Here is a 22,340-nt window from a genome sequence, read left to right as displayed (position 1 = left end):
AAGTGGAAGAGTATGTTTACTATAATGGTAAAAAGTTAAGAAAAGGGTATACTACGGGCACCTGTGCGAGTGCGGCTGCTTTGGCAGCATGCTTAATGCTTTTAAATCGAGAAACTATTGAAACTATTTCCATAAAAACAGCATCAGGAGTGGTATTGAACTTACCATTAGTCGCTGGAGAGATTCAGGAGGATTATGCAATCGCAGCCATTGAAAAAGATGGTGGGGATGATGCTGATGCAACTCATGAGATGTGGATTTATGCAAAAGTTACTTTAAATGACATCGGAGAGATAGTAATTGATGGGGGCGATGGGATTGGAAGGGTAACACAACCGGGGTTAGCAATTCCTGAGGGGCAAGCAGCAATTAATCCTGTGCCAAGAAAAATGATTAAGGAAAGTTTACTCCCAGTTTTACCTAAAGGAAAAGGTGCAGATGTTCTTATCTATGCTCCAGAAGGAGAAGAACGAGGGAAGTTAACTTTTAATAGTCGCTTAGGTATTGTAGGCGGAATTAGTATTTTAGGCACAACTGGAATTGTAACGCCAATGTCAGAAGAGGGATGGAAAGCTTCAATAACCATTGAGTTGGAAATGAAATATAAACAAGGCTTACGACGAATTATTTTGACTCCAGGTAATTATGGTGAGGATTTTGTGAAGAATGAAATGGGAATTCCAACTGATAATGTTGTGAATATGAGTAATTTTGTTGGATATGTTTTAAATGAAGTTCAGAGGATAGGGTTTGAAGAGGTACTAATGGTAGGGCATATTGGTAAATTTATTAAGATTGCTGCTGGTATTTTTTCGACGCATAGCAAAGATGCAGATGGTCGAACTGAAATATTGATAGCTAATCTTGCCTTATTAGGGGCCCCAGTAGAGATGTTAAAAGAAGTAGCAAAGTGTACGACTACAGAAGCTGCTGGAGATATAATAGTTGCGAATCATTATGAGCACGTTTATCAAGTTATTGTAGATAAAATTAAACAACGCAGTGAATTATTATTACGTTATAAAAAAAGAAGGGTAACTATTGAGGCAATCATGTTTTCTTCACAACGAGGATTGTTAGCAAGTACAAAACCTTTAGAGGAGCTGGAGGTACTATTTAAATGATAAAAGTTGTTGGTATGGGACCTGGTAAAGCTGAATTGATTTTAAATGAAGGTTTACTCGCAATAGAAGCAGCAGACAGAGTAATAGGAAGTAAAAGACAGTTAGAAAGTTTTCCTCAAGTCTCTTCTTTAAAAAAAATAGAACTTCCTAAAAAATTAGCTGATTTGAAAAGTTTATTAATAGAAAATGAGGATAGGGATTGTGTCGTGTTGGCTTCAGGGAATCCAATGCTATATGGAATTGGAACATGGTTAAGTCAACAGTTTTCAGATGACCAAGTTCATATAATTTCAGGTATTAGTGCCATCCAGTATCTCTTTTCAAAAGTTAAATTATCACAAAATGATTGTTATCTAACTAGTAGTCACGGGAAGAATCCAAACTTAGATTTAATATTTGAGTTGCCAAAAGTAGCAATGGTAACCGATGAAGTATGGGGACCTTATGAGTTAGCAAAAGCATCGTTAGATAGAGGAAAACAGAAACGATTTATTATTGGGGAAAATTTAAGTTATGCTAATGAAAAAATCAATTTTTTTGAGGCATGTGATGTTCCTAATAAAAAATATGACTTGAATGTGGTGGTGATTTTAGATGCGTGATACAGAATTTATCAGAGATAAGGTACCTATGACAAAAGAGGAAGTTAGAGCGATTAGTTTAAGTAAATTATCTTTAGGAAATGCTAACTCTCTATTGGATGTAGGTGCAGGAACAGGAAGTGTAGGCTTGCAAGCGGCTTTTGAGTATCCTGATTTAGAAGTTCTTGGTATAGAACAAAAAGAAATAGCAGTCGATTTAATTTTAAAAAATAAAACGAAATTTAACCTATCAAATTATCAAGTTACTTTGGGTAAGGCTCCCATAGAGCTGAGGCAATCATTTGACCGTATTTTTATAGGGGGCAGCGGTGGTAATTTAGCAGAAATTATTGACTGGAGTTACTCCAGTTTAACGGATGAGGGAATCCTAGTCTTAAATTTCATCCTTATTGAAAACGCTTTAGAAGCGATGCGTGAGCTAGAAAAATCAAAATTTAAAGAGTTAGAGATGGTTCAAGTAGGTATAGGAGATTGGACTAAATTAGGTAAGGGGCATTATTTTAAACCCCAAAATCAAACATTGATTATTTCGTGTCAAAAATAGGAGGAAGAAGATGAGTAAAGTACATTTTGTTGGAGCAGGACCAGGTGCAGTAGACTTAATAACTTTGAAGGGCTACAAATTATTATCAGAAGCAGATGTTGTGATTTATGCGGGGTCATTAATTAATAAAGACTTATTAAATTATTGTAAAGAGGGTTGCGAATTACATGATAGTGCTTCTATGCATTTGATGCAGATTATAGATGTTATGGAAAAAGGTGTTAAAGAAGGCAAGGAAGTTGTTCGATTACAAACTGGTGATTTTTCAATATATGGCTCTATTCGAGAACAAACGGAAGAGATGAAGAAAAAAGATATTGAATTTGATTGTACACCAGGTGTGAGTTCTTTCTTGGGGGCAGCTTCAAGTATCGGTGCTGAATATACAGTTCCCGAAGTTTCTCAAAGTGTCATTATAACAAGAATGGCAGGAAGAACACCTGTACCAGAGCGAGAGTCTTTACGTTCTTATGCACAGCACCGTACATCAATGGTTATTTTTTTATCGGTACAAGGTATTGGGAAGGTCGTATCTGAATTAGTTGCTGGAGGTTATCCAGAAGAGACACCTACTTGTGTTATATATAAAGCAACTTGGGATGACGAAAAGAAAGTACACGGGACATTAGCTGATATTGAAGAGAAAGTATTAACTGCTGGGATTACTAAAACTGCTTTAATTATGGTTGGTGATTTTTTAGGAGAAGAATTTTATTATTCTAAACTATACCATCAAAAATTCAAGCATGAGTTTCGTAAATAAAATGTCAATTACGAAGAAGGATTATTTAAATAGTATCAGAGGAATAGATTCACAAATAGGCTTAAAAAAAGTTGCCATTGTCGCATTGACAGAAGTTGGAAGAAAACAAGCTCAAGTGATAAGACGACAGTTTACTTCGGCAGACATCTACGTGCCAGAGAAACGTATCAAGCAATCCAGTGAAAAAGTGTTGCCGGCGAAAAAAGTTAAGGAGTCACTTCAACTTTTATTTAGAGACTATGATTATCTCATATGTATTATGGCTACAGGTATTGTTGTTCGAAGTTTAGATGGTGTATTAGAAGATAAGCGATATGATCCGGCTATTCTTGTACTTGATGAAAAAGCTCAGTTTGTTATCAGTTTATTATCTGGTCATATAGGTGGGGCAAATGACTTAACAAGAGAATTAGCTCATCGTTTGGAAGCGATTCCTGTCATTACAACTGCAACAGATACTCAAAATGTTACAGCTCTAGACTTAATAGCAAAAGAAGTTGAGGGATGGTATGAAAATTTTAGAGAAAATACACTAGAATTTAATTCTTTATTGGCATCTCATGCTTCTGTTGGATTTTATCAAGACAAAGATTATATACAAGACACTAGAGGATTAACAGTCTTAAAGAACTTAGAACTCATACCTTGTGATTTAGATGGGCTTATAGTAGTGTCACCACAGTTAAAGCTACCAAAATTATATGATATCTTGATTCCTAAAGTCCAAGTAATACCAAAAAATTATATTTTAGGCATGGGTAGTCGAAAAGGAGTATCGGATTCAATAGTAAATCAAGCATTTACTATATTTTGCGAGTTACACAATATTCACTATAGAAGCATTAAAGAGATAGTGAGTATTGATGTTAAGAAAAATGAAATTGGATTAATTAATTTAGCTAATAAACTAAATTGTCCCTTCAATACATATAGTAAAGAAGAGCTTGAAGAGGCATCTTATTTCTACCCTAGTTCAGAGTTCGTCAAAAAAAATGTAGGAATAGGAAATGTTGCTAGTGCTAGTGCACACGTTGCTAGTAATGGAAAGGTCTTAAGCGAACGATTTAGCTATCAAGGGGTTACGATTGTCTTAGCACAAGTAACGAAAATATGAAAAATAAAATGAATGATAATGGAGGCTATACTTTATGTTATACGTGATTGGATTAGGGCCAGGATCAAAAGAAATGATGTCACACGAAGCAGTAGAAGCTATTGAAAATTCTGATGTTATTGTGGGATATACAACGTATGTCAGAATCGTTAAAGATATGTTAAAAGAGCAAGAAGTAGTATCTACAGGTATGAAGAGGGAAATAGATCGTTGTGAGAAGGCGATTGAAATCGCTTTAACAGGTAAGGATGTAGCTGTTATTTCAAGTGGGGATGCGGGAATATACGGCATGGCAGGGTTGATTTTAGAGTTAGTCGGAAATCATGAAAAAGAGTTAGAAGTAAAAGTTATCCCGGGTGTGACAGCAAGTATTGGAGGAGCGGCACTATTAGGAGCCCCAATCATGCATGATTTTTGTCACATTAGCTTAAGTGATTTATTAACACCGTGGGAAGTAATAGAGAAAAGATTGCATGCTGCTGCAAGTGCTGATTTTGTTATTTGTTTATATAATCCTAGAAGCAAAGGGCGTCCCGATAATCTTGGAAAAGCATTAGCTATAATTTCTGAGTACAAATCGACAGATACATTAGTAGGTATTGCTAAAGATGTAGGTAGAAAGAAGGAGCAAGCTATGGTTACAACAATTAAGAACCTAGATGAAGAACTTGTTGATATGACAACAATTGTTATTGTTGGAAACAAAGAAACCTATTTGGCAAAGGGAAAAATGATTACACCAAGAGGTTATAGCTTATGATTTTGTTATTAGGTGGCACATCAGATGCAGAAAAAATTGCACGCCAACTAATTGACTTAGATGAATCCTTTATTGTTTCAGTCGCAACAGATTATGGTTTAAGTGTCACAAAAAAATATACAGATAGTATTTACTTAGGTCGAATGGATCAAGAGAAAATGGTCGAATTTATCGAAAAGAACAATATTTCATTAATTATTGATAGTACACATCCTTTTGCAAATTTAGTTTCTGAAAATGCTATTAATGCGAGTATCGAAACAAATACACCTTACATTAGATATGAGAGAGAAAGTTGCCAAGAAATGGATGGCGTAACTTATGTATCATCGATATCAGAAGCATGTGGATTAGCTCTGAAAACAAATGGCAAAATATATTTAACTGTAGGAAGTAAAACAATGCCTGAGTATGTCAGATTGCTTCCTCTTGATAGGGTTAAGACTAGAGTTTTACCAGTTGTCAGTGTGATTAGTGAGTTAAATAAATTGGGTCTTAATTCAGATCATATTGAGGCATTACGTGGTCCATTTTCCGAAGAATTGAATATGAGTTTGTTGAAAAATGCTCAAGCAACGGTTTTGATTACTAAAGAAAGCGGAAGCAGTGGAGGGATTTTTGAAAAAGTTAGTGCTTGTCAAAAGTTAGGGATACCGTGTATCGTCATTAAACGACCGAAGGTAATATACCCAAAAGTAGTATATAAAATAGAAGAAATTGCTCAATGGCTAAAAAAGGAGTGGCAAAAGTGATAGGCATGATTTCATTAGTAGGAGCAGGACCAGGTGACATTGAATTATTGACAGTTAAAGGGAAGCGGCGTTTGCAAGAAGCGGATGTTGTTGTGTATGACCGATTAGTTAATCGAGAATTATTAAGTTTAGTTAATGAAGACTGTGAATTAATTTATGTTGGAAAAGAACCACAGTTCCATCCTGTTCCACAGGAAAAAATCTCAGAAATTTTAATAGAAAAAGCTAAAGATAATAAAAAAATAGTCAGATTAAAAGGTGGGGACCCTTATGTTTTTGGCCGAGGAGGAGAAGAAGGTGCTGCCGTATTGTCAGAAGGTATACCGTTTGAAGTGGTTCCCGGTATAACTTCTGCTATTGGTGGATTGGCCTATGCTGGAATTCCAATAACCCATCGATATGTAGCAGGTTCATTTCATGTTATTACAGCGCATAGAGGTGAAGAGGGTTTAGCTATTAATTGGCAAGCGCTAGGTAGTTTAACTGGAACGTTAGTATTTTTAATGGGTGTATCTGAATTAAGTACGATTTGTAATGAACTACAAAGAGTAGGGAAAAATCCAGAAACATCAGTAGCAGTTGTCCATTGGGCGACCCGTAGTAAGCAGAAAACAGTTGTAGGGAATCTAAAAACTATCACCGAAGAAGTAGAGAGAAAAAAAATAACATCACCAAGTTTAATTGTCGTAGGAGATGTGGTCAATTTACGAGAGACGCTAAATATTTTTGAAACGAAACCTCTATTCGGAAAAGAGATTTTAGTACCTAGAACTTCTCATAAACGCTTAGCATATCGTTTAATTGATGAAGGTGCATCAATAGTATCTTATCCATCAGCAATTCGTAAAGGTTGCTCTTGGGAAATGCCAGCAAAGATGGCTGATAATTTAGTATTTACAGATGGTGAGAGTTGGGATTCTTTTATATTGGAATTTAAAAAAATGAGTTGTGACATTAGACATTTAGATGCAAAAATCAGTGGCATTGGTCATCATACTTGTGAAAAAATTAAAGCATATGGTATTCAACTAGAACAAGAGCTTATTGAAAAATCTCAATTAGTTAGAGATGAAAATATGATGGTATTCGGTTCATCAAGAGATTTAAATTGGGTATCAGAGATTAACGCTCATTTTATAAAGACACACGACTTGGTCTATAAAGGTCAAAAACATGATGATTTAAATTCTATCACAGCAATCTGTTTGCCACATTCACAAGCTGCATATGATTTATTAGCAAACTACACATTAGCAGAGCTAGCTGATATTCCAATTTTTGTCTTAGGAAATCAAACAGCTGCTGTAATAGATAATCTTGGTTTACAAGTAATACTATCAAAAGAGGCAACATTCGATAGTTTGATTACTAAACTTGAGGAGGAATTATAATGAAAAAAGCAATTTTGGTTGTAAGTTTTGGAACTACTTATCCTGAGACACGAAAAAAAACTATAGAGGCATGTGAAAAGCGTATTGTAGATGCTTATCCAGATTATGACGTATATCGTGCTTTTACTTCAAATATGGTAATTGGACGTATAAAAAAACAAGAGGGAATGAGTATTAATACAACCTCTCAAGCACTTAAGATGTTAAAGGAACAAGAGTATCAGGAAGTCATAGTTCAACCACTGCATGTGATAACAGGAAGTGAATATCATAAAGTTTTAAAACAAGCGGAGCCTTTTCGAGGAGAATTTACTAAATTTAAAATCAGTCGACCACTGTTAACGTACCATAGAGACTACGAGAAAGTTATCGAAAGTTTGGATGATTTAATTTCCCCATTATCAGCTAAAGAAGCGATTGTTTTAATGGCTCACGGGTCAGAGCATGCCTCATTTGCGACCTATGCGTGTTTAGATCATATGTTAGGTGACAAACCGGTAGAAATTTGCTGTGTAGAAAGTTATCCTCATTTAGATGATACGATTACTTCACTAAAAGCAGCAGGTAAGACAACGCTTCATTTATATCCCTTTATGTTAGTAGCGGGAGACCATGCAACCAATGATATGGCTTCTGATGATGATGATTCTTGGAAATCACAGTTAATTAGGGCTGGTTTTAATGTAGAGACACATTTAGTTGGATTAGGTGAGAATAAAAAGATTCAAGCAATATATTTATCCCATCTTTCAGAATTAATGAATGAAGAGGAACAAGAGTAATGGCAAAATTTTATGGTATTGGAACAGGACCAGGAGATAGTGAGTTAATGACAGTTAAGGGAGCTAATTTATTAAAAAGAGTAAACATTTTATATACTCCGGAAGCGAAAAAATCAAGTAAAAGTTTAGCTCTGTCGATTGTTGAACCCTATTTAAGTGATCAATTAGAAATCAAGCAACGACATTTTCCTATGGTAAGTGATCTTGAAACTAAAATGACCAGTTGGAAAGAGATTGCAAAAGAAATTTCTGAGGATGTTAGATCAGGTAAAGAAGTAGCTTTTATTACATTGGGAGATCCAATGGTTTACAGTACCTACAGTTATTTACTGGATCTATTAGATGAGGATATAGAAACAGAGACGATTCCAGGAATTGCTTCATTTATCAGCATGGCCTCACAAGTTCAACTTCCGCTTTGTATTGATGAAGAACAGTTTTCTGTTGTACCAGCAACTGTTTCATCACGTGCTATTCAAACCGCAGTTGAGCAAAACGATACGGTGGTTCTTATGAAAGTTGCTAATCATTTACCAAAGGTTTTATCTGTATTAAAAAAGTTAGATTTATTGGAGCAAACCATTTTAATTAGTCATGCCTCACAGACTCAAGAAATTCGTAAAATGACAATTAAAAATCTACAGGAAACAGATAAAATTTCTTATTTTTCAACAATGATTGTTTATAAAAATCGACAACTATTTAAAATTAAGGAGGAAAAAAGATGAGTAAGAATATGGGAATAAAATTTACTGGAACAGTAGGACTTAGTTTGTTTTTTCTAACAGTTGGGGAGCCGGTACAAACAAATGCCATGCATATTATGGAGGGGTTTTTACCACCAGCTTGGTGTGCGTTCTGGTTTGCTGTTTTTATTCCATTCTTTATATACGGTTTGATAAATATGCGTAAAATTGTGAATAAAAATCCAGAAAGTAAGATGCTATTAGCCTTATCAGGTGCGTTCATTTTTATACTGTCAGCTTTGAAATTACCTTCTGTAACAGGTTCAACTTCGCATCCAACTGGTGTAGGGATAGGAACGTTATTTTTTGGGCCATCTGTTATTAGTGTTTTAGGGACTATTTGCTTATTATTTCAAGCATTATTATTGGCCCACGGTGGCCTATCAACATTAGGGGCAAATGCTTTTTCTATGGCAGTTGTAGGACCTTTTGTTGGATATGCGGTGTATAAATTAGCTAGAAAATTGAAAATTAATCAATCAATCTCAATTTTTTTATGTGCTGCTTTAGCAGACCTATCAACTTATTTAATGACATCAATTCAATTAGGAATAGTTTTTCCCGATGCAGGACTTGGAATTTCAGGGACAATAGTTAAATTTATGGGAATATTCTGCTTAACTCAAATTCCAATTGCAATCGCTGAAGGTTTGTTAACGGTAGTGATGTACAATTTAATTTCTGCATATATCCCTAATGTTCAATTAAAAGGAGGGACAAACTAATGAGAAAGAATTTAATTTTAATTGCCGCGGTAGTTGCTTTGGTGGTTAGTGCATTTGTATTTAATTCTTCGGGAGAATATGAAGGATCTGATGGAGCCGCAGAAGATTTAATTACTGAATTACGACCTGATTATGAACCATGGTTTGAACCTTTATATGAACCTAAAAGTGGTGAGATTGAAAGCTTATTATTTACACTTCAAGGCAGTATTGGAGTTGGAGTTATAGCCTATGCAATAGGATTCTATAAAGGTAAAAATAAACATGTTACTAATTGATCAAATTGCTTATCAAAATAGAATGATAAGCTTCTCTCCAATGAAAAAAACATTATTATATTTAATAGTATTGTTGTTAGCATTGATTAGCCAACCTATTATTCAAGTGATTATAGTGTTTTTTATTGGAGGCGTAACAATGTACGTCGCAAGACTGTCTTTAAAAAAATATTTAAAGTGGTTTTTATTGCCATTACCATTTTTAGTAATCAGTTTAGTGACAATTATGGTAACAATTTCGTCTTCATCTTCTGATTTTAATCATAGTGTGGAGATAGGTAAGTTCTATTTAGGGATGAGTTCCGAAAGTATAGTTATGGCGTACCATCTGTGCTTACGATCGCTAAGCTGTTTATGTTGTACCTACTTTTTTATTTTTACAGTTCCATTTCAACAGATAATTTATGTAATGACGAAATTAAAATTACCATCTTTTTTAATAGAAATAATAATGTTGATGTATCGCTTTATCTTTATTTTTATGGAGGTAACATTAAAAATTCATACGAGTCAACAGTTAAGGTTTGGGTATAATAATTTAAAAACTAGTTACCGTAGTATGGGGCAGCTTATGCAAACGCTTGTTGTTTATATGATAGACCACTACCAACAAATGAAAATTTCTTTAGAGATTAAATTTTATGATGGTGAATTTCCATTAGGAGGGTAAATAAAATGTTAAAAGTTGATAATCTCTTGTTTGCCTACCAAGAGGAATCTATTATTTTAAATAATTTAACTTTAGAGTTTAAAGAAGGTCATGTGTATGGTTTATTAGGGGCAAATGGTTCAGGGAAATCAACACTTTTTTTATCACTCATGGGATTATTAAAACCAAAATCAGGATCAATTAGTTATCAAGGTAAGTCGTTGTCTTATAAGAAAAAAGACTTATTTAAATATCGCCAGGAAGTTGCTTTAGTTTTTCAAAACCCAGATCAACAAATTTTTTATTCAATAGTTAAAGATGATGTTGCTTTTGCTTTAAGAAATTTAGGATTTGATGAGTCAGAAATTGATAGAAGAGTGACAGATTCACTTCACGAATTAGGTATTCTTCATTTGAAAGAAAAGCCAGTGCAGTATTTAAGTTATGGTCAAAAAAAAAGAGTAGCTATTGCTAGTGCGTTGGCATTAAAAAGTAAGTGGTTGTTATTAGATGAACCCACAGCAGGTCTAGATCCAGAAGGTCGTCGTTTAATGATGGAAATTATAGATAAGTTAGCAAATCAAGGGAAAAACATTATCATATCTAGTCATGATATGGATTTAGTCTATGATAGCTGTGACTATTGTTATCTCTTAAATCAAGGAAAAGTTTTAGTACAAGGGCCAAAACAAGAGGTTTTTAGTAATCGAGAACAATTGTTAAAAGCAAAGTTAGAGCAGCCCTGGTTAGTAAAAATTCATCAACAACTGGGTTTACCATTATACGAAAATGAACAATCTTTTTTTGAACGAACTATTAAAGAAAATATGTAGAGGGTGATACAATGAAAAAAGCTCAAGCTATAATGTTACAAGGCACAGCATCAGATGCTGGAAAAAGTGTAATAGCAGCAGGATTTTGTAGATTATTTAAAGATCAAGGATTGAAGGTAGTCCCTTTTAAATCTCAAAATATGGCCCTAAATTCTTATATTACCGCAACGGGCGATGAAATGGGACGTGCTCAAGTCTTTCAAGCAGAAGCAGCTGGAATAGCACCAGATGTCAGAATGAATCCTATTTTATTAAAGCCATCAACCGATCAGCAGTCACAAGTAATTTTATTAGGAAAAGTATTAAAAGATATGACTGTTTTAGAGTATCACGACTATAAATTAACGCTACTACCAGAGATAAAAAAAGTCTATGAACAATTAGGGATAGAAAATGAAAGAATTGTTATTGAAGGTGCAGGTAGTCCAGCTGAAATAAATTTAAATGACCGCGATATTGTTAATATGGGAATGGCACGGTTGGTAGATGCCCCGGTGATTTTAGTTGCAGATATTGATAAGGGTGGTGTTTTTGCTAGTATTTATGGCACGCTTGAGTTAATGGACCCTGAGGATAAAAAAAGGGTAATTGGTGTTATTATTAATAAATTCCGAGGGGATAAGAAGTTATTAGAACCAGGACTAAAAATGATAGAAGAACTAACAGGAGTACCCGTTATTGGTGTTCTTCCTTATCTTGATTTAGATATAGATGAAGAAGATAGTGTTGTATTATCCACAAAGCAAACCTATTATGATGAAAGTAAGGCACTAGACATAGCTGTTATCAGTTTGAAAAGAATGTCTAATTTTACCGATATGCGTAGTCTAGAGCAACAACCTGATGTATCGTTACGATATGTAAAAAAACTATCAGATTTGAAGCAACCAGATCTTATTATCATACCTGGTACTAAAAATACAATTGAAGATGCCGAGTATTTGAAAAAGAATGGCTTTGATGAAGCGATTCGAACTTGTTATGAGAGAGGAACCAATATTTTCGGTATTTGTGGAGGGTATCAGTTATTAGGGGATGTACTGATAGAGAATGATACACAAGTCAAAGGATTAGGCTTACTTCCATTAGTGACGAACTTTATGTCTGAAAAAATAACGACGCAAGTAGAAGCAAAGGTAGGTAAATATAACGTAAAAGGTTACGAAATTCATATGGGTGAGACTCTAGACAAATCTTCTAAATTGAATGATTTTTCAAAAATATATCAAGTAAATGGTGAAGAGTCAGAGCGACTTGATGGTGTTATAACTAATGATGGTTCCATTATTGGAACGTATCTTCATGGTATTTTTGATAATGTAGAGTGGGCAAGAGCGTATCTTAATAATATAAGAGTTAGTAAAGGAATGGAAAAAATAGTTGGTAATTTAGAGTCTTTGGAGGAACAAAAAGAACGAGAGTATGCTAAGTTAGCTGAGGCAATGCGTGACAATATTGATTTAGATTTTATTTATTCTGAAATGATAAAATTTGGGCGGGATGTATAATGAGAATTTATACTAAGTACGGTGATTCAGGCTACACAAGAATCGTTAGCGGTAAACGTTTAAAAAAAGATGATATCAGAGTAGAGAGTTATGGAACAATTGATGAATTATGCTCGCATATTGGATTAGCGTTAACTTGTGTACCTAAAGAATGGTCTATGTATAATGAATTACTGCTAGTCCAACAAGAGGTTTTTGATTGCGGGAGTGATTTAGCTGTTCCGAATTTCTATAGACCTTTTAAGCTTAAGTCATCCAGTACAGAAAATCTAGAAGAGTGGATAGATAATTATTTGAAAGAAACACCTAATATTGAGCATTTTATTATTCCAGGAGGGACAAAACTAGCTGCTCAACTTCACGTTGTCCGTACAACGGCACGTAGAGCAGAGCGACGAATTGTCACGTTAATGTCACAAGAATCTGATATAAATCCAGCAGTTTTGACTTATATAAATCGGTTATCTGACTATATATTTGTCATATCAAGAGTAGCAAACTTACGACAATCGGGCCAAGAAATTACCTATACAAATAGTCCTAAAATTTTTAGGAGTAAACGAGGTGATACCCTCCATGAGTAAAATGTATCCTATAATGTTAAACTTAGAAAATAAAAAAGTTCTTGTAGTTGGTGGTGGCCGAATCGCAAGGAGAAAAGTTGAATTTTTACAAGGTACCGGAGCTAGTGTTACAGTCATTAGTCCCATCCTGGAGGATTCATTTAAAAATCTGGAATTTAACTGGTTAAAAATGACCTATAAGCAAGGGTTAGCTAATGAGTACTTTTTAGTTTTTGCTTGTACGAATAAAAAAGAGGTAAATCAATTGGTCGTTAAAGATTGTAAAGAAGGGCAATTGGTGAATGACACAAGTTGTCAAAATCATTCAAATTTTTTTAACATGGCAGTAATTTCAAATAAGGAATGCTTAATTGGAATTTCTACGTATGGAAAAAATCCTAGTAAGAGTAAACTCATCAAACATGAACTATTAAAATGGTTGAAGAATTTTAAATTTGATTAATAATTACTTAAGAAAGCAGTGATACTTTGAAAAAAACATATGTAGTTGGAACCCGCAAAAGTCAGTTAGCGATGACGCAAACTAAACAAACTGTAACGTTATTGGAAGAAAAATTTCCGGACATTACTTTTGAAATAAAAGGAATTGTTACAAAAGGAGATCGTTTAGCGACTGTCCATCTTTCTAAAATCGGTGGGAAAGGCGTATTTATGAAACAGATTGAAGCAGCAATCGTGAGTGGAGAGATTGATTTTGCTGTTCATAGTATGAAAGATGTCCCTTCAGTGTTACCAGAAGAAGTCACTATTGCAGCAATTCCCCCTCGTAATAGTCCTTGGGATGTTCTGGTTTCTAAAAATGGTTTGGAAAATATAGAGGACCTGCCTAAAAATAGTATTATTGGAACAAGTAGTGTGAGGCGAGGGTCACAATTATTAGCGTGGCGTCCAGATTTACAATTAAAAAATATCCGAGGCAACATAGATACTCGTTTAAAAAAATTAGCTGAAGAAGATTATGATGCTATTATTTTAGCAGAGGCAGGATTAAACCGTTTAGGATGGAATGAAAAAATCACAGGTATAAGATTATCAAAAGAGTTGTGTATCCCTGCTGTAGGACAAGGAGCACTTGGAGTGGAGTGTCTTAAAGATAGACCTGATGTCCTAGAGTTATTACAAGCGATTGATTGTCCTATAACACGCCGTTGTGTAGAGGCTGAGCGTACTTTTTTAAGTCAGATGGATGGTAGTTGTACATTTCCAATTGGTGGTTATAGTGAAATATTAGAAAATAAATTAACGCTGACAGGATTTTTAAGTAATGCAGATGGTTCAATTATTTTGAAGGAAGTTTTACAGGATGAAAATGCTGAACAATTAGGAACGAGGACTGCAGCATTATTTAATGAAAAAGGAGCTAAAAGTTTAATTAAAAAATACCGTGATGAAAATGCCTAATTCAATTTTATTTACAAGAGAGCAAAAAATTTCGGTTAATTTGAGACAAGAATTAGAAAGTTGTTCATTTCAATTGGCAGAAATACCATTAATTTCATTGGAAATTTGTCAGGAATGTGTTGATAAGACTCTTATACAAAATGATTATGACTGGATATTTTTTACGAGTGCAGCCGCGGTCCGTTTTTTTTATGAGGCATATGGTGAGATATCCTCTCATGTAAAACTAGCAGTTATAGGGAGCAAAACATTTGAAGAATTAAAAACAAGTGATCAATCTAGGGCAGATTATCCAGATATCTTCACGTCTGAATATTTTGTAGAAGAGTGGTTAAGTCATCAAACTAGTTGCCAAAAAGTTTTATTTCCACAGAGTGAGTTATCACGTGGTATTATACAAAAAAGGTTAATAGAAGAAGGACATTATGTTAGAGCATTTACGTTATACAATAATTTTTTTCCAGAACACTCAAAAAAGAAATTGCTAACATGGTTAGACCAGAAGACAGAAGGTGCTATAGTTGTTTTTGCAAGTCCATCAGCATGGCATAATTTTTACTCTTTGTATAAATTAAAGCCTTTTGATTTACAATTTGCATCAATTGGACCGATTACTAGTCATGCTATTATGAAAAATGGATATAGTGTGGCTTATGAAGCACCAGAATGCACATTGGATTCTTTAACCCGAAATATTATGAAGAAGTAGAGAGGATTTTTTTATGACCCAATTTAGAGATTTAACTGTTATACCTTTTAATGAAAAAGAAAATTTAGTAATTGCTTGTGATAGTAGTGCAAGTATTGGCATGAAATCTCATGATTTTATTAAAGCGCCCCCTTCAATTATGGCAGCATATTGTTTACGTGTCCCTTTATTAGAGCTTTTTTCAGTAGGAGCTGAAATACTTTCGGTTGTTGATTTAATAGGGAATGAGTATGAAAATACAGGTAAAGAGATGCTTGAAGGAATTAAATCAGAATTAATGAAGGCTGATTTATCTTCGGTTCCTATAAATGGAAGTACGGAAGAAAATATGCCTACAGTAATGTCTACAATAGGGATTACCGTGATTGGAAAGGTAAGTAAAGATAATTTTCGTTTTGGAAAACTTAAAGAAGCTGATTATATTGGTTATTTTGGGGTTCCGTATGTTGGAACGGAAGTGGTGGCAAATCATGAAACTATTTTTAGTTATCCTGAACTCAAGCAATTATTAAATGAAGAAGGTATTAGAGAAATTTTACCAGTTGGGTCTAAAGGAATTCTTAATGAATCTATCACTTTAGCGAATTCGAGTAATCTATCTTTTAAATTGAGAGATAAAGAAATTGATACAGAGCATTTAGAAAAATCTGCCGGACCAGCAACAGTTTTAGTTATCGGAATATCACCAGAATATAAAGACCAACTTATTGAGAAATACGATGAGTTGACTATCATAGGAAAAGTGGGTGAAAAATAAATGAATAAGTTAATATTAGTGACTGGTGGTGCAAGGAGTGGTAAATCAAGTTTCGCTGAAGGTTGCTTAAAAGAAAGTGAAAAAGTGACTTATATTGCAACAGGAATATCTTCGCCAGACGATAAGGAAATGCAAAGTCGAATAAAACATCACCAAGAGAGCAGGCCGCAACATTGGGAAACTAAAGAAGGCTATATAGATTTATCACTTTATTTTAACGAGGTTAAGAATGTAGAGCAAGACTATTTATTTGATTGTGCCACTTTATTTACTACTAATTACTTCTTTTATTTGATTGGTAAAATATATCAAATCGAACCTCCTTTTTATGATGAATTTATTGAGAGTATGTCCATGGATGACTATCACTATATTGAAAGAGAAATTTTAATAGAGTGGAAAAAAATAATCGCTCAACTTAGAGTATGCTCTGGTGAAAATTGTTATATTGTGACGAATGAAATAGGGTTAGGACTGGTACCTCAAAATAAATTTAGTCGGTTATTTAGAGACATATTAGGTAGAGTTAACCAATTTTTAGCACAGGAGGCGGATGACGTTTATTTTGTTATAAGCGGTATTCCACAAAAAATAAAATGATAAAAGCATTAATCTTATATACACAATTTTTTACTAGAATACCGGTACCACTAGCTTTAGATGAGCCCATAGAGAGAATGAGACGAGGTATTTATGCCTTTACCTTCTTTGGTTTTATAATAGGTGTCATAGAAGGCATATTTTTTTGGATAATGAGTTTGCTCTTCCCGTTATCATTATCGTTTTTTATTACCTTAGTATTTGACGGTTTGATAACTGGTGGGTTTCATTTAGATGCCTTGGCTGATATGGCAGATGGTTTATTTTCATCGCGAAATAAAGAAAAAATGTTAGAAATAATGAAAGATAGTCGTATTGGAAGTAACGGCGTACTGGCCTTAATTTTTTATTATGGGTTGTTAATCGGTGGAATGGTCTCATTTCAAGGCGTACTTACTGTAAAAACAGCTACCTTGCTAGTTATTAGTTTTAGTATGATTGGAAAAACAGGGATTAGTTTACTGTTTTATAAGATGAAGTACGCTGGTGCAACGCAAGGTTTAGGAAGTACATTTTTGAATGTAAAAACTCCCTCTATAGTACTGGCACAATTGTTTTCAATGCTTATTCTCTATACTTTTTTTAGTTGGGCGGGGTTAATTGCCTATAGTTGTGTGTTCATTGTTTCGTTATTTTATAAGCGATTGGTATACAAGAAAGTAGATGGCTTGAACGGTGATACTATAGGGGCCTATGCATGTATAAGTCAGGTTATATTTTTATTAAGTTATTTTGCGGCCAGTGGAGCTTTAGTATGATTTATTTGATAAGACACGGAGAAACACCTTTAAATTATGAAAAAAAATTTTATGGTAAGTTAGATGTTTCTTTAAATCAAAAAGGGATTAATCAAAGTTTAGAGTTACAACGAAAATTATCAGATATTTCATTCACTAAAGTCTATACGAGTGATTTAAATAGAACAATTGAGACAGCCTTATTAGTAACTAAAATAGATGAGCATTCGTTAATAAAAATGAACAAATTGAGTGAAAAAGGATTTGGACTATGGGAAGGTCTAACAGCCAATGAAATTCAAGAACATTACCCAAATGAATGGCAATCATGGTTAGATGAACCATTTAAAGTGACACCACCTGAAGCAGAAGCATTTTTTTCTTTTAAGGAGAGAGTTGAAAGTGGTTTTTGTGAGATTTTAGATAGTTATAAACAACATCCTGAAGAAGATATTTTGGTAGTAGCTCACTTGGGAGTATTACGACTAGTTTGGCAATTCATTAAGCCTGAAACTTGCTTTTGGGATATCGATATTCCTCAAGGAACATATGCTAAAATAACAACTTCTTTAAAGGAAATTATATTAGAGGAGAGTTAGGGAGAATGGTAGAAAAAAAAGAAGCTTCTTTATCACAGTTTAGATTAATATTAATGATTACAACCACGGTGTATTCTTTTTCTAGTATGTCAAATGCATTTTATTTAATGGGATATGCAGCAATACCTTGGTATTTTGTTGCGGCGATTTTATTTTTTATTCCATATACGTTTATTGTATCTGAGTTATCATCAACATATAGAAATCAAGAAGGTGGCTTATATACATGGTTGAAATCTTCATTGTCAGAAAGATCAGCATTTATAGCAACTTTTTTGTGGTACAGTAGTTATATTTTATGGATGACCAGTGTTTTTATGAAATTATGGATACCATTTTCTATATTTATTTTTGGTCAGGATCAAACAAAATCAGATTGGCAGTTTTTAGGTTTAAGTAACCGTCAAATTGTTGGAATCATGGCGGTTTTAGCAGTAGTAGTCGTTACTAAGCTGGTAAATTTAGGTTTTAAACAAGTTTCACGAATGATGTTATTAGGTGGGACATTAGTGTTAACTCTTTTTGGTATCTCAATCTTAGGAAATAGTTATCTTTTATTTAAAAATGGAGGACAATTGGCTGAACCATTAAGAAATGGTGTGTCATTTGTGGCCTCACCTAATCCTAATTATGGTGGTATTCTAGGTAACTTAGCATTCTTCACTTTTGGGATTACAGCTTTTGGAGGGCTGGATACGGTGGCGAGTATGGTAGATCAAGTGAAAAATGCTCAGAAACGATTTCCAATAGCTTTGTTGATAGGTACGTTTTTTATTGTTTGTAATTATTTATTAGGTATTATGTTATGGGGAAGTAGTGTGACGTGGAAGACACTTTTATCAGGTGAAGGAATTCATTTAGGGAATGTTATGTATGTATTGATGGAAAATTTAGGATACCAAGTTGCCATTGCAGCAGGGGCTTCTGTCCAGACCGCAGGAATGATAGCTCATTTGTTGGTTAGGTATACAGGTTTTTCTATTTTCTTTGTTTATATTGGATTACTGTCATCTATTATTTATGTTCCGCTAAAAAGTTTACTTAGTGGCACGCCGGAAGGGTATTGGTCACCACTTGTTAAGAAAAGAAATAAACATAACATTCATTATAATGCAATGTGGTTACAATGTATTTGTGTGTCTGGTTTTATTTTATTAGTATCATTTGGTGGGAAACATATCAACGAATTGTATAATCAATTGACGCTGATGACAAATGTTTCGCGTTCTTTACCTTATATGTTAGTTGCTTTTTCATTTCCAGCATTCAAGAGAACTAAAACTGATAATAATTCATTTAGTGTGTTAAAAAATAAAAAAAGTTATTATTGGGCGAGTGTGAGTGTTGTATGTAGTATATTCTTAAGTATTTTATTCACGATTATTCAACCATTGGTTCAACATGATTATCATACGGTGTTCTTTTTATTAATTGGGCCACTATTTTTTGCATTTATTGGTTTGTTTTTACAAAAAGTATTGGAAGAAAAAAAGGTACATGTAACAGTAGACTAACTGAAAAAGTATCAAGCAAAATGCTTGATACTTTTTTGTTATAAGAAAATAGAATAGTTATAAGGAATATTCATAATAGTTTGAATAAAATGACTCTATATTAATGGTATAATAGGTAATGGAATCAATAGAAGCTTAATTAAGAAAATGGCTTTCTTTGTTATAATAATTGAAATAGTTTGCTCTAAATTTTAAGGAGGATTTTGATATGACAGCAGGGTATTTAAGACCTACAAAGGCGAAAATTGATTGTAAAGCGATTTTTCATAATGTACAGACTGAAAAAGAAAGACTGAATAAAGAAACAGAGCTTTTTGCAGTAGTAAAGGCAAATGGATACGGTCATGGAGCTGTTGAAGTAGCTAATATTGCTAAACAAGCTGGAGCGACAGGTTTTTGTGTTGCAATATTAGATGAAGCACTTGAATTAAGAAGTGCTGGAATAACAGAACCTATTTTAGTGTTAGGGATGATTGATCCGCTTCATATTGGTTATTTATTAAAAGAAAACTTAACTTGTGCTGCTATAAGTACTGAATGGTTAGAAGCAGCTATAAAAAACTGGCCTAGTGATAACAAAAGTAAATTAAAAATACATGCAAAAATAGATAGTGGTATGGGACGTGTAGGGTTACGTTCAGATGAAGAAATAAATCACTTTTTAGAGATAATAGAGGCACATCCAGAATTTGATTTAGAAGGCATATTCACTCATTTTTCAAAAGCTGATTCTTCAGATAAAAGTTATTTTAAGTTGCAACAAGCTCGCTTTTCAAAAGCGCTGAGCTTATTTCCTAAAGAGGTGCGTTATGTTCATACAAGTAATTCTGCGACAGCACTTTGGCATGACCATTGGCAGTCTAATTTAGTACGTTTTGGTGCGGCAATGTATGGTTTGAATCCTTCGGGAAGAGAACTGACACCCCCTTATGAATTAAAACAGGCTATGACATTAGAAACAGAACTTGTTCAGGTAAAAAAATTAGAAGCTGAAGAAGGTATAAGTTATGGTGCGACATACTATACAGAAACTGAGGAATGGATTGGAACATTGCCTATAGGATATGCAGATGGCTTTACTAGAAATTTCCAAGGTTTTAAAGTGTTGGTAGATGGAAATCGTTGTCCCATAGTGGGTAGAGTCTGCATGGACCAATGTATGATTAAGTTACCGAAGTCTTATCCAGTAGGAACTAAAGTTATTATTTTTGGTGATGATGAAAAAGGGAACAACATCTCATTCCAAGATGCAGCAGAGTATATTGGAACTATTAATTATGAAATACCATGTGTCTTATCAGAAAGAGTACCGCTTGTTTATGTTAACGAGTGTGATTAAATTAAGTTAAAGGGGTCAGATGATGTCAATTCAGATTTTATTCTTTTCAATATCAGGAAATACTCGTGCTTTTGTTAAAAAATTAAGTGAATACGCTACGACAAAGCATGAAGAGGATGCGTCTAAACCATTAGTGACGTTTAAAGAAATTACAGATGATAGTTTATTCGAAGAGATGCTAGAACCTTTCTTTGCTTTTGTTCCTACATATTTAGATGGAGGAAATGGTGCAGAGAATGGAACAAATGAAATAATGACGAATACATTAAGTGAGTTTATTGAGTTTAAAGATAATCGTCAAAAATGTCTTGGAGTAGTGGGCAGTGGGAATAAAAACTTCAACTGGCAATATTGTTTAACAGCCAAACAATATGCAGAACGTTTTGATGTTCCGATGGTAGATGACTTCGAGTTAAGGGGCACACCAACAGATGTTGAAAGAGTGTATGAAAATTTAGTTAAATATGTAGTATAATAGAAACTTGTAAAATGTTCGTCAGAGCATTTTACAAGTTTTTTTTCGTTCGTTAAATGTTATACTTGTGAGATAGATTACAAAATGAAAGAAGGAATTTGATGTTAGAGTCGTATTTAAACATTATGGTTGTATTTGCACTTGTTCTGATGGGCTATATTTTATCGTGGAAAGGTATGTTTGATAAAAACTTGATGGGGGTGTTCTCAAATCTTGTTTTGACGATAGCTTTACCCTTTAATATGTTTTTAAATATTATTGAACGATTTACTAGAGATGAGTTTTTAAGTTTATTCAAAGGGATGTTATTACCAGCACTTTCTATTATTATTACATTTGGGATTAGTTGGGTCTATGCACGTTTAACTAATGTTGAAATCACAAGACGTGGTGTCTTTAAAACAATGTTTACCGCATCGAATACCATATTTATGGGGTTGCCAATTAATTTGGCTATTTTTGGAGAGGTATCTGTGCCGTATGTGTTACTTTATTATATTTGTAATACAACATTCTTTTGGACAGTCGGGATTTATTTAATTTCTGGCGATAGCCAAGACCCGACTATTGAGCAAGTCAAGATGGATCCTTTAGGAGTTATTAAATTATTGTTATCACCGGCTATGTTAGGCTTTATTATAGGCTTGATTTGGATGTTACTCGGCATACCAGAAATTCCTGTTTTAACTAAATTTGCAACACATTTAAGTAATTTAACAACACCGATTTCGATGTTTGTTATCGGAATGATTATTTATCAAACAGGGATTAAAAATCTTCGCATGACAAAAGATACATTCGGCGTATTGCTTGGTCGTTATTTAATATCACCCTTAGTTGTGATTGTATTATCTTGGTTTATTCATGTCCCAGACATGATGCTAAAAGTTTTTATTATTCAATCAGCGATGCCGGCTCAAAATACAATGCCAGTTTTAGCGGAAAGATATGGGGCAGATGCTGAATTTGCAACGACAACACAAGCCTATACCTTTATCTTGTATCTCTTCATTATTCCGATACTAATCGCGATAGTTCACTAAAATCTTAGATA

Annotated in this window: 27 protein-coding genes; all 27 read left to right on the top strand. The window is 33.9% G+C overall.

What is annotated here, in order from left to right; translation table 11 throughout:
- Positions 1 to 2 precede the first annotated feature (2 nt).
- The 27 genes from cbiD (at position 3) to CBF31_RS03425 (ending at position 22,329) form a co-directional block, all read left to right on the top strand.
- The gene (gene cbiD, locus CBF31_RS03555; RefSeq protein WP_126830991.1) at positions 3 to 1,124 is read left to right on the top strand and encodes a cobalt-precorrin-5B (C(1))-methyltransferase CbiD; all 1,122 of its coding nucleotides are present in this window, start codon (positions 3 to 5) and stop codon (positions 1,122 to 1,124) included.
- Entirely contained in the window at positions 1,121 to 1,726 is a 606-nt protein-coding gene (locus CBF31_RS03550) for a cobalt-precorrin-7 (C(5))-methyltransferase (protein ID WP_126830990.1), read from the top strand. The genes cbiD and CBF31_RS03550 overlap by 4 nt, the downstream gene beginning before the upstream one ends.
- Complete coding sequence (locus CBF31_RS03545; RefSeq protein ID WP_126830989.1) at positions 1,719 to 2,270, top strand: decarboxylating cobalt-precorrin-6B (C(15))-methyltransferase; 552 nt, start codon at positions 1,719 to 1,721, stop codon at positions 2,268 to 2,270. Before CBF31_RS03550 ends, CBF31_RS03545 begins: the two co-directional genes overlap by 8 nt.
- A gap of 10 nt (positions 2,271 to 2,280) precedes the next feature.
- Positions 2,281 to 3,033, top strand: a complete 753-nt coding sequence (locus CBF31_RS03540; RefSeq protein ID WP_126830988.1) for a cobalt-precorrin-4 methyltransferase — start codon at positions 2,281 to 2,283, stop codon at positions 3,031 to 3,033.
- 1 nt (position 3,034) lies between these two features.
- Entirely contained in the window at positions 3,035 to 4,147 is a 1,113-nt protein-coding gene (locus tag CBF31_RS03535) for a cobalt-precorrin 5A hydrolase (RefSeq protein ID WP_126830987.1), read from the top strand.
- Between the two features lie 34 nt (positions 4,148 to 4,181).
- Positions 4,182 to 4,907, top strand: coding sequence for a precorrin-3B C(17)-methyltransferase (gene cobJ / locus CBF31_RS03530; RefSeq protein ID WP_126830986.1), 726 nt, complete (start codon positions 4,182 to 4,184; stop codon positions 4,905 to 4,907).
- Entirely contained in the window at positions 4,904 to 5,659 is a 756-nt protein-coding gene (gene cobK, locus CBF31_RS03525) for a precorrin-6A reductase (RefSeq protein WP_126830985.1), read from the top strand. The genes cobJ and cobK overlap by 4 nt, the downstream gene beginning before the upstream one ends.
- Positions 5,632 to 7,050, top strand: coding sequence for a uroporphyrinogen-III C-methyltransferase (gene cobA / locus CBF31_RS03520; protein ID WP_126830984.1), 1,419 nt, complete (start codon positions 5,632 to 5,634; stop codon positions 7,048 to 7,050). Before cobK ends, cobA begins: the two co-directional genes overlap by 28 nt.
- Entirely contained in the window at positions 7,050 to 7,832 is a 783-nt protein-coding gene (locus CBF31_RS03515; RefSeq protein ID WP_126830983.1) for a sirohydrochlorin cobaltochelatase, read from the top strand. The genes cobA and CBF31_RS03515 overlap by 1 nt, the downstream gene beginning before the upstream one ends.
- Positions 7,832 to 8,560 carry a cobalt-factor II C(20)-methyltransferase gene (locus tag CBF31_RS03510; RefSeq protein ID WP_126830982.1) on the top strand — a complete coding sequence of 243 codons (729 nt, stop codon included), beginning with the start codon at positions 7,832 to 7,834 and terminating at the stop codon, positions 8,558 to 8,560. The genes CBF31_RS03515 and CBF31_RS03510 overlap by 1 nt, the downstream gene beginning before the upstream one ends.
- Positions 8,557 to 9,303 (top strand): energy-coupling factor ABC transporter permease, encoded by a 747-nt coding sequence (locus CBF31_RS03505; protein WP_415674405.1) that lies wholly within the window; start codon positions 8,557 to 8,559, stop codon positions 9,301 to 9,303. Before CBF31_RS03510 ends, CBF31_RS03505 begins: the two co-directional genes overlap by 4 nt.
- On the top strand, positions 9,303 to 9,581 hold the full coding sequence (locus CBF31_RS03500; RefSeq protein WP_126830981.1) for an energy-coupling factor ABC transporter substrate-binding protein: 279 nt from the start codon (positions 9,303 to 9,305) through the stop codon (positions 9,579 to 9,581). The genes CBF31_RS03505 and CBF31_RS03500 overlap by 1 nt, the downstream gene beginning before the upstream one ends.
- Positions 9,568 to 10,251 (top strand): cobalt ECF transporter T component CbiQ, encoded by a 684-nt coding sequence (cbiQ, locus tag CBF31_RS03495; RefSeq protein ID WP_126830980.1) that lies wholly within the window; start codon positions 9,568 to 9,570, stop codon positions 10,249 to 10,251. The genes CBF31_RS03500 and cbiQ overlap by 14 nt, the downstream gene beginning before the upstream one ends.
- A 5-nt stretch (positions 10,252 to 10,256) precedes the next feature.
- Positions 10,257 to 11,063: an energy-coupling factor ABC transporter ATP-binding protein gene (locus CBF31_RS03490; RefSeq protein ID WP_126830979.1), complete on the top strand. Its 807-nt coding sequence runs from the start codon at positions 10,257 to 10,259 to the stop codon at positions 11,061 to 11,063.
- Positions 11,064 to 11,074: 11 nt separating this feature from the next.
- Positions 11,075 to 12,571, top strand: coding sequence for a cobyric acid synthase (locus CBF31_RS03485; protein ID WP_126830978.1), 1,497 nt, complete (start codon positions 11,075 to 11,077; stop codon positions 12,569 to 12,571).
- Complete coding sequence (locus tag CBF31_RS03480; RefSeq protein ID WP_126830977.1) at positions 12,571 to 13,155, top strand: cob(I)yrinic acid a,c-diamide adenosyltransferase; 585 nt, start codon at positions 12,571 to 12,573, stop codon at positions 13,153 to 13,155. Before CBF31_RS03485 ends, CBF31_RS03480 begins: the two co-directional genes overlap by 1 nt.
- On the top strand, positions 13,148 to 13,597 hold the full coding sequence (locus tag CBF31_RS03475; RefSeq protein WP_211330810.1) for a precorrin-2 dehydrogenase/sirohydrochlorin ferrochelatase family protein: 450 nt from the start codon (positions 13,148 to 13,150) through the stop codon (positions 13,595 to 13,597). The genes CBF31_RS03480 and CBF31_RS03475 overlap by 8 nt, the downstream gene beginning before the upstream one ends.
- Before the next feature lie 26 nt (positions 13,598 to 13,623).
- Positions 13,624 to 14,556, top strand: coding sequence for a hydroxymethylbilane synthase (gene hemC, locus CBF31_RS03470; RefSeq protein WP_126830976.1), 933 nt, complete (start codon positions 13,624 to 13,626; stop codon positions 14,554 to 14,556).
- The gene (locus tag CBF31_RS03465; protein WP_170167864.1) at positions 14,549 to 15,265 is read left to right on the top strand and encodes a uroporphyrinogen-III synthase; all 717 of its coding nucleotides are present in this window, start codon (positions 14,549 to 14,551) and stop codon (positions 15,263 to 15,265) included. The genes hemC and CBF31_RS03465 overlap by 8 nt, the downstream gene beginning before the upstream one ends.
- Positions 15,266 to 15,278: 13 nt before the next feature.
- Positions 15,279 to 16,022 carry an AIR synthase related protein gene (locus tag CBF31_RS03460; protein ID WP_126830974.1) on the top strand — a complete coding sequence of 248 codons (744 nt, stop codon included), beginning with the start codon at positions 15,279 to 15,281 and terminating at the stop codon, positions 16,020 to 16,022.
- Positions 16,023 to 16,622 (top strand): bifunctional adenosylcobinamide kinase/adenosylcobinamide-phosphate guanylyltransferase, encoded by a 600-nt coding sequence (cobU, locus tag CBF31_RS03455; protein WP_126830973.1) that lies wholly within the window; start codon positions 16,023 to 16,025, stop codon positions 16,620 to 16,622.
- Positions 16,619 to 17,380, top strand: a complete 762-nt coding sequence (cobS, locus tag CBF31_RS03450) for an adenosylcobinamide-GDP ribazoletransferase (protein ID WP_126830972.1) — start codon at positions 16,619 to 16,621, stop codon at positions 17,378 to 17,380. The genes cobU and cobS overlap by 4 nt, the downstream gene beginning before the upstream one ends.
- Positions 17,377 to 17,958: a histidine phosphatase family protein gene (locus tag CBF31_RS03445; protein ID WP_170167863.1), complete on the top strand. Its 582-nt coding sequence runs from the start codon at positions 17,377 to 17,379 to the stop codon at positions 17,956 to 17,958. Before cobS ends, CBF31_RS03445 begins: the two co-directional genes overlap by 4 nt.
- 5 nt (positions 17,959 to 17,963) lie before the next feature.
- On the top strand, positions 17,964 to 19,472 hold the full coding sequence (yjeM, locus tag CBF31_RS03440) for a glutamate/gamma-aminobutyrate family transporter YjeM (RefSeq protein WP_126830970.1): 1,509 nt from the start codon (positions 17,964 to 17,966) through the stop codon (positions 19,470 to 19,472).
- A 208-nt stretch (positions 19,473 to 19,680) separates the two neighbouring features.
- Positions 19,681 to 20,811, top strand: coding sequence for an alanine racemase (alr, locus tag CBF31_RS03435; RefSeq protein ID WP_126830969.1), 1,131 nt, complete (start codon positions 19,681 to 19,683; stop codon positions 20,809 to 20,811).
- 28 nt (positions 20,812 to 20,839) lie between these two features.
- Entirely contained in the window at positions 20,840 to 21,286 is a 447-nt protein-coding gene (nrdI, locus tag CBF31_RS03430; RefSeq protein ID WP_211330815.1) for a class Ib ribonucleoside-diphosphate reductase assembly flavoprotein NrdI, read from the top strand.
- 101 nt (positions 21,287 to 21,387) lie between these two features.
- A complete protein-coding gene (locus CBF31_RS03425; RefSeq protein WP_126830967.1) occupies positions 21,388 to 22,329 on the top strand; it encodes an AEC family transporter in 942 nt (313 codons plus the stop codon).
- Positions 22,330 to 22,340: the final 11 nt, after the last annotated feature.

The sequence above is a fragment of the Vagococcus fessus genome, assembly GCF_003987565.1.
Taxonomy (GTDB): Bacteria; Bacillota; Bacilli; order Lactobacillales; family Vagococcaceae; genus Vagococcus_D; species Vagococcus_D fessus.
Note: the sequence above shows the minus strand (reverse complement) of the source record. Positions and strands in the feature narration are given on the sequence as shown.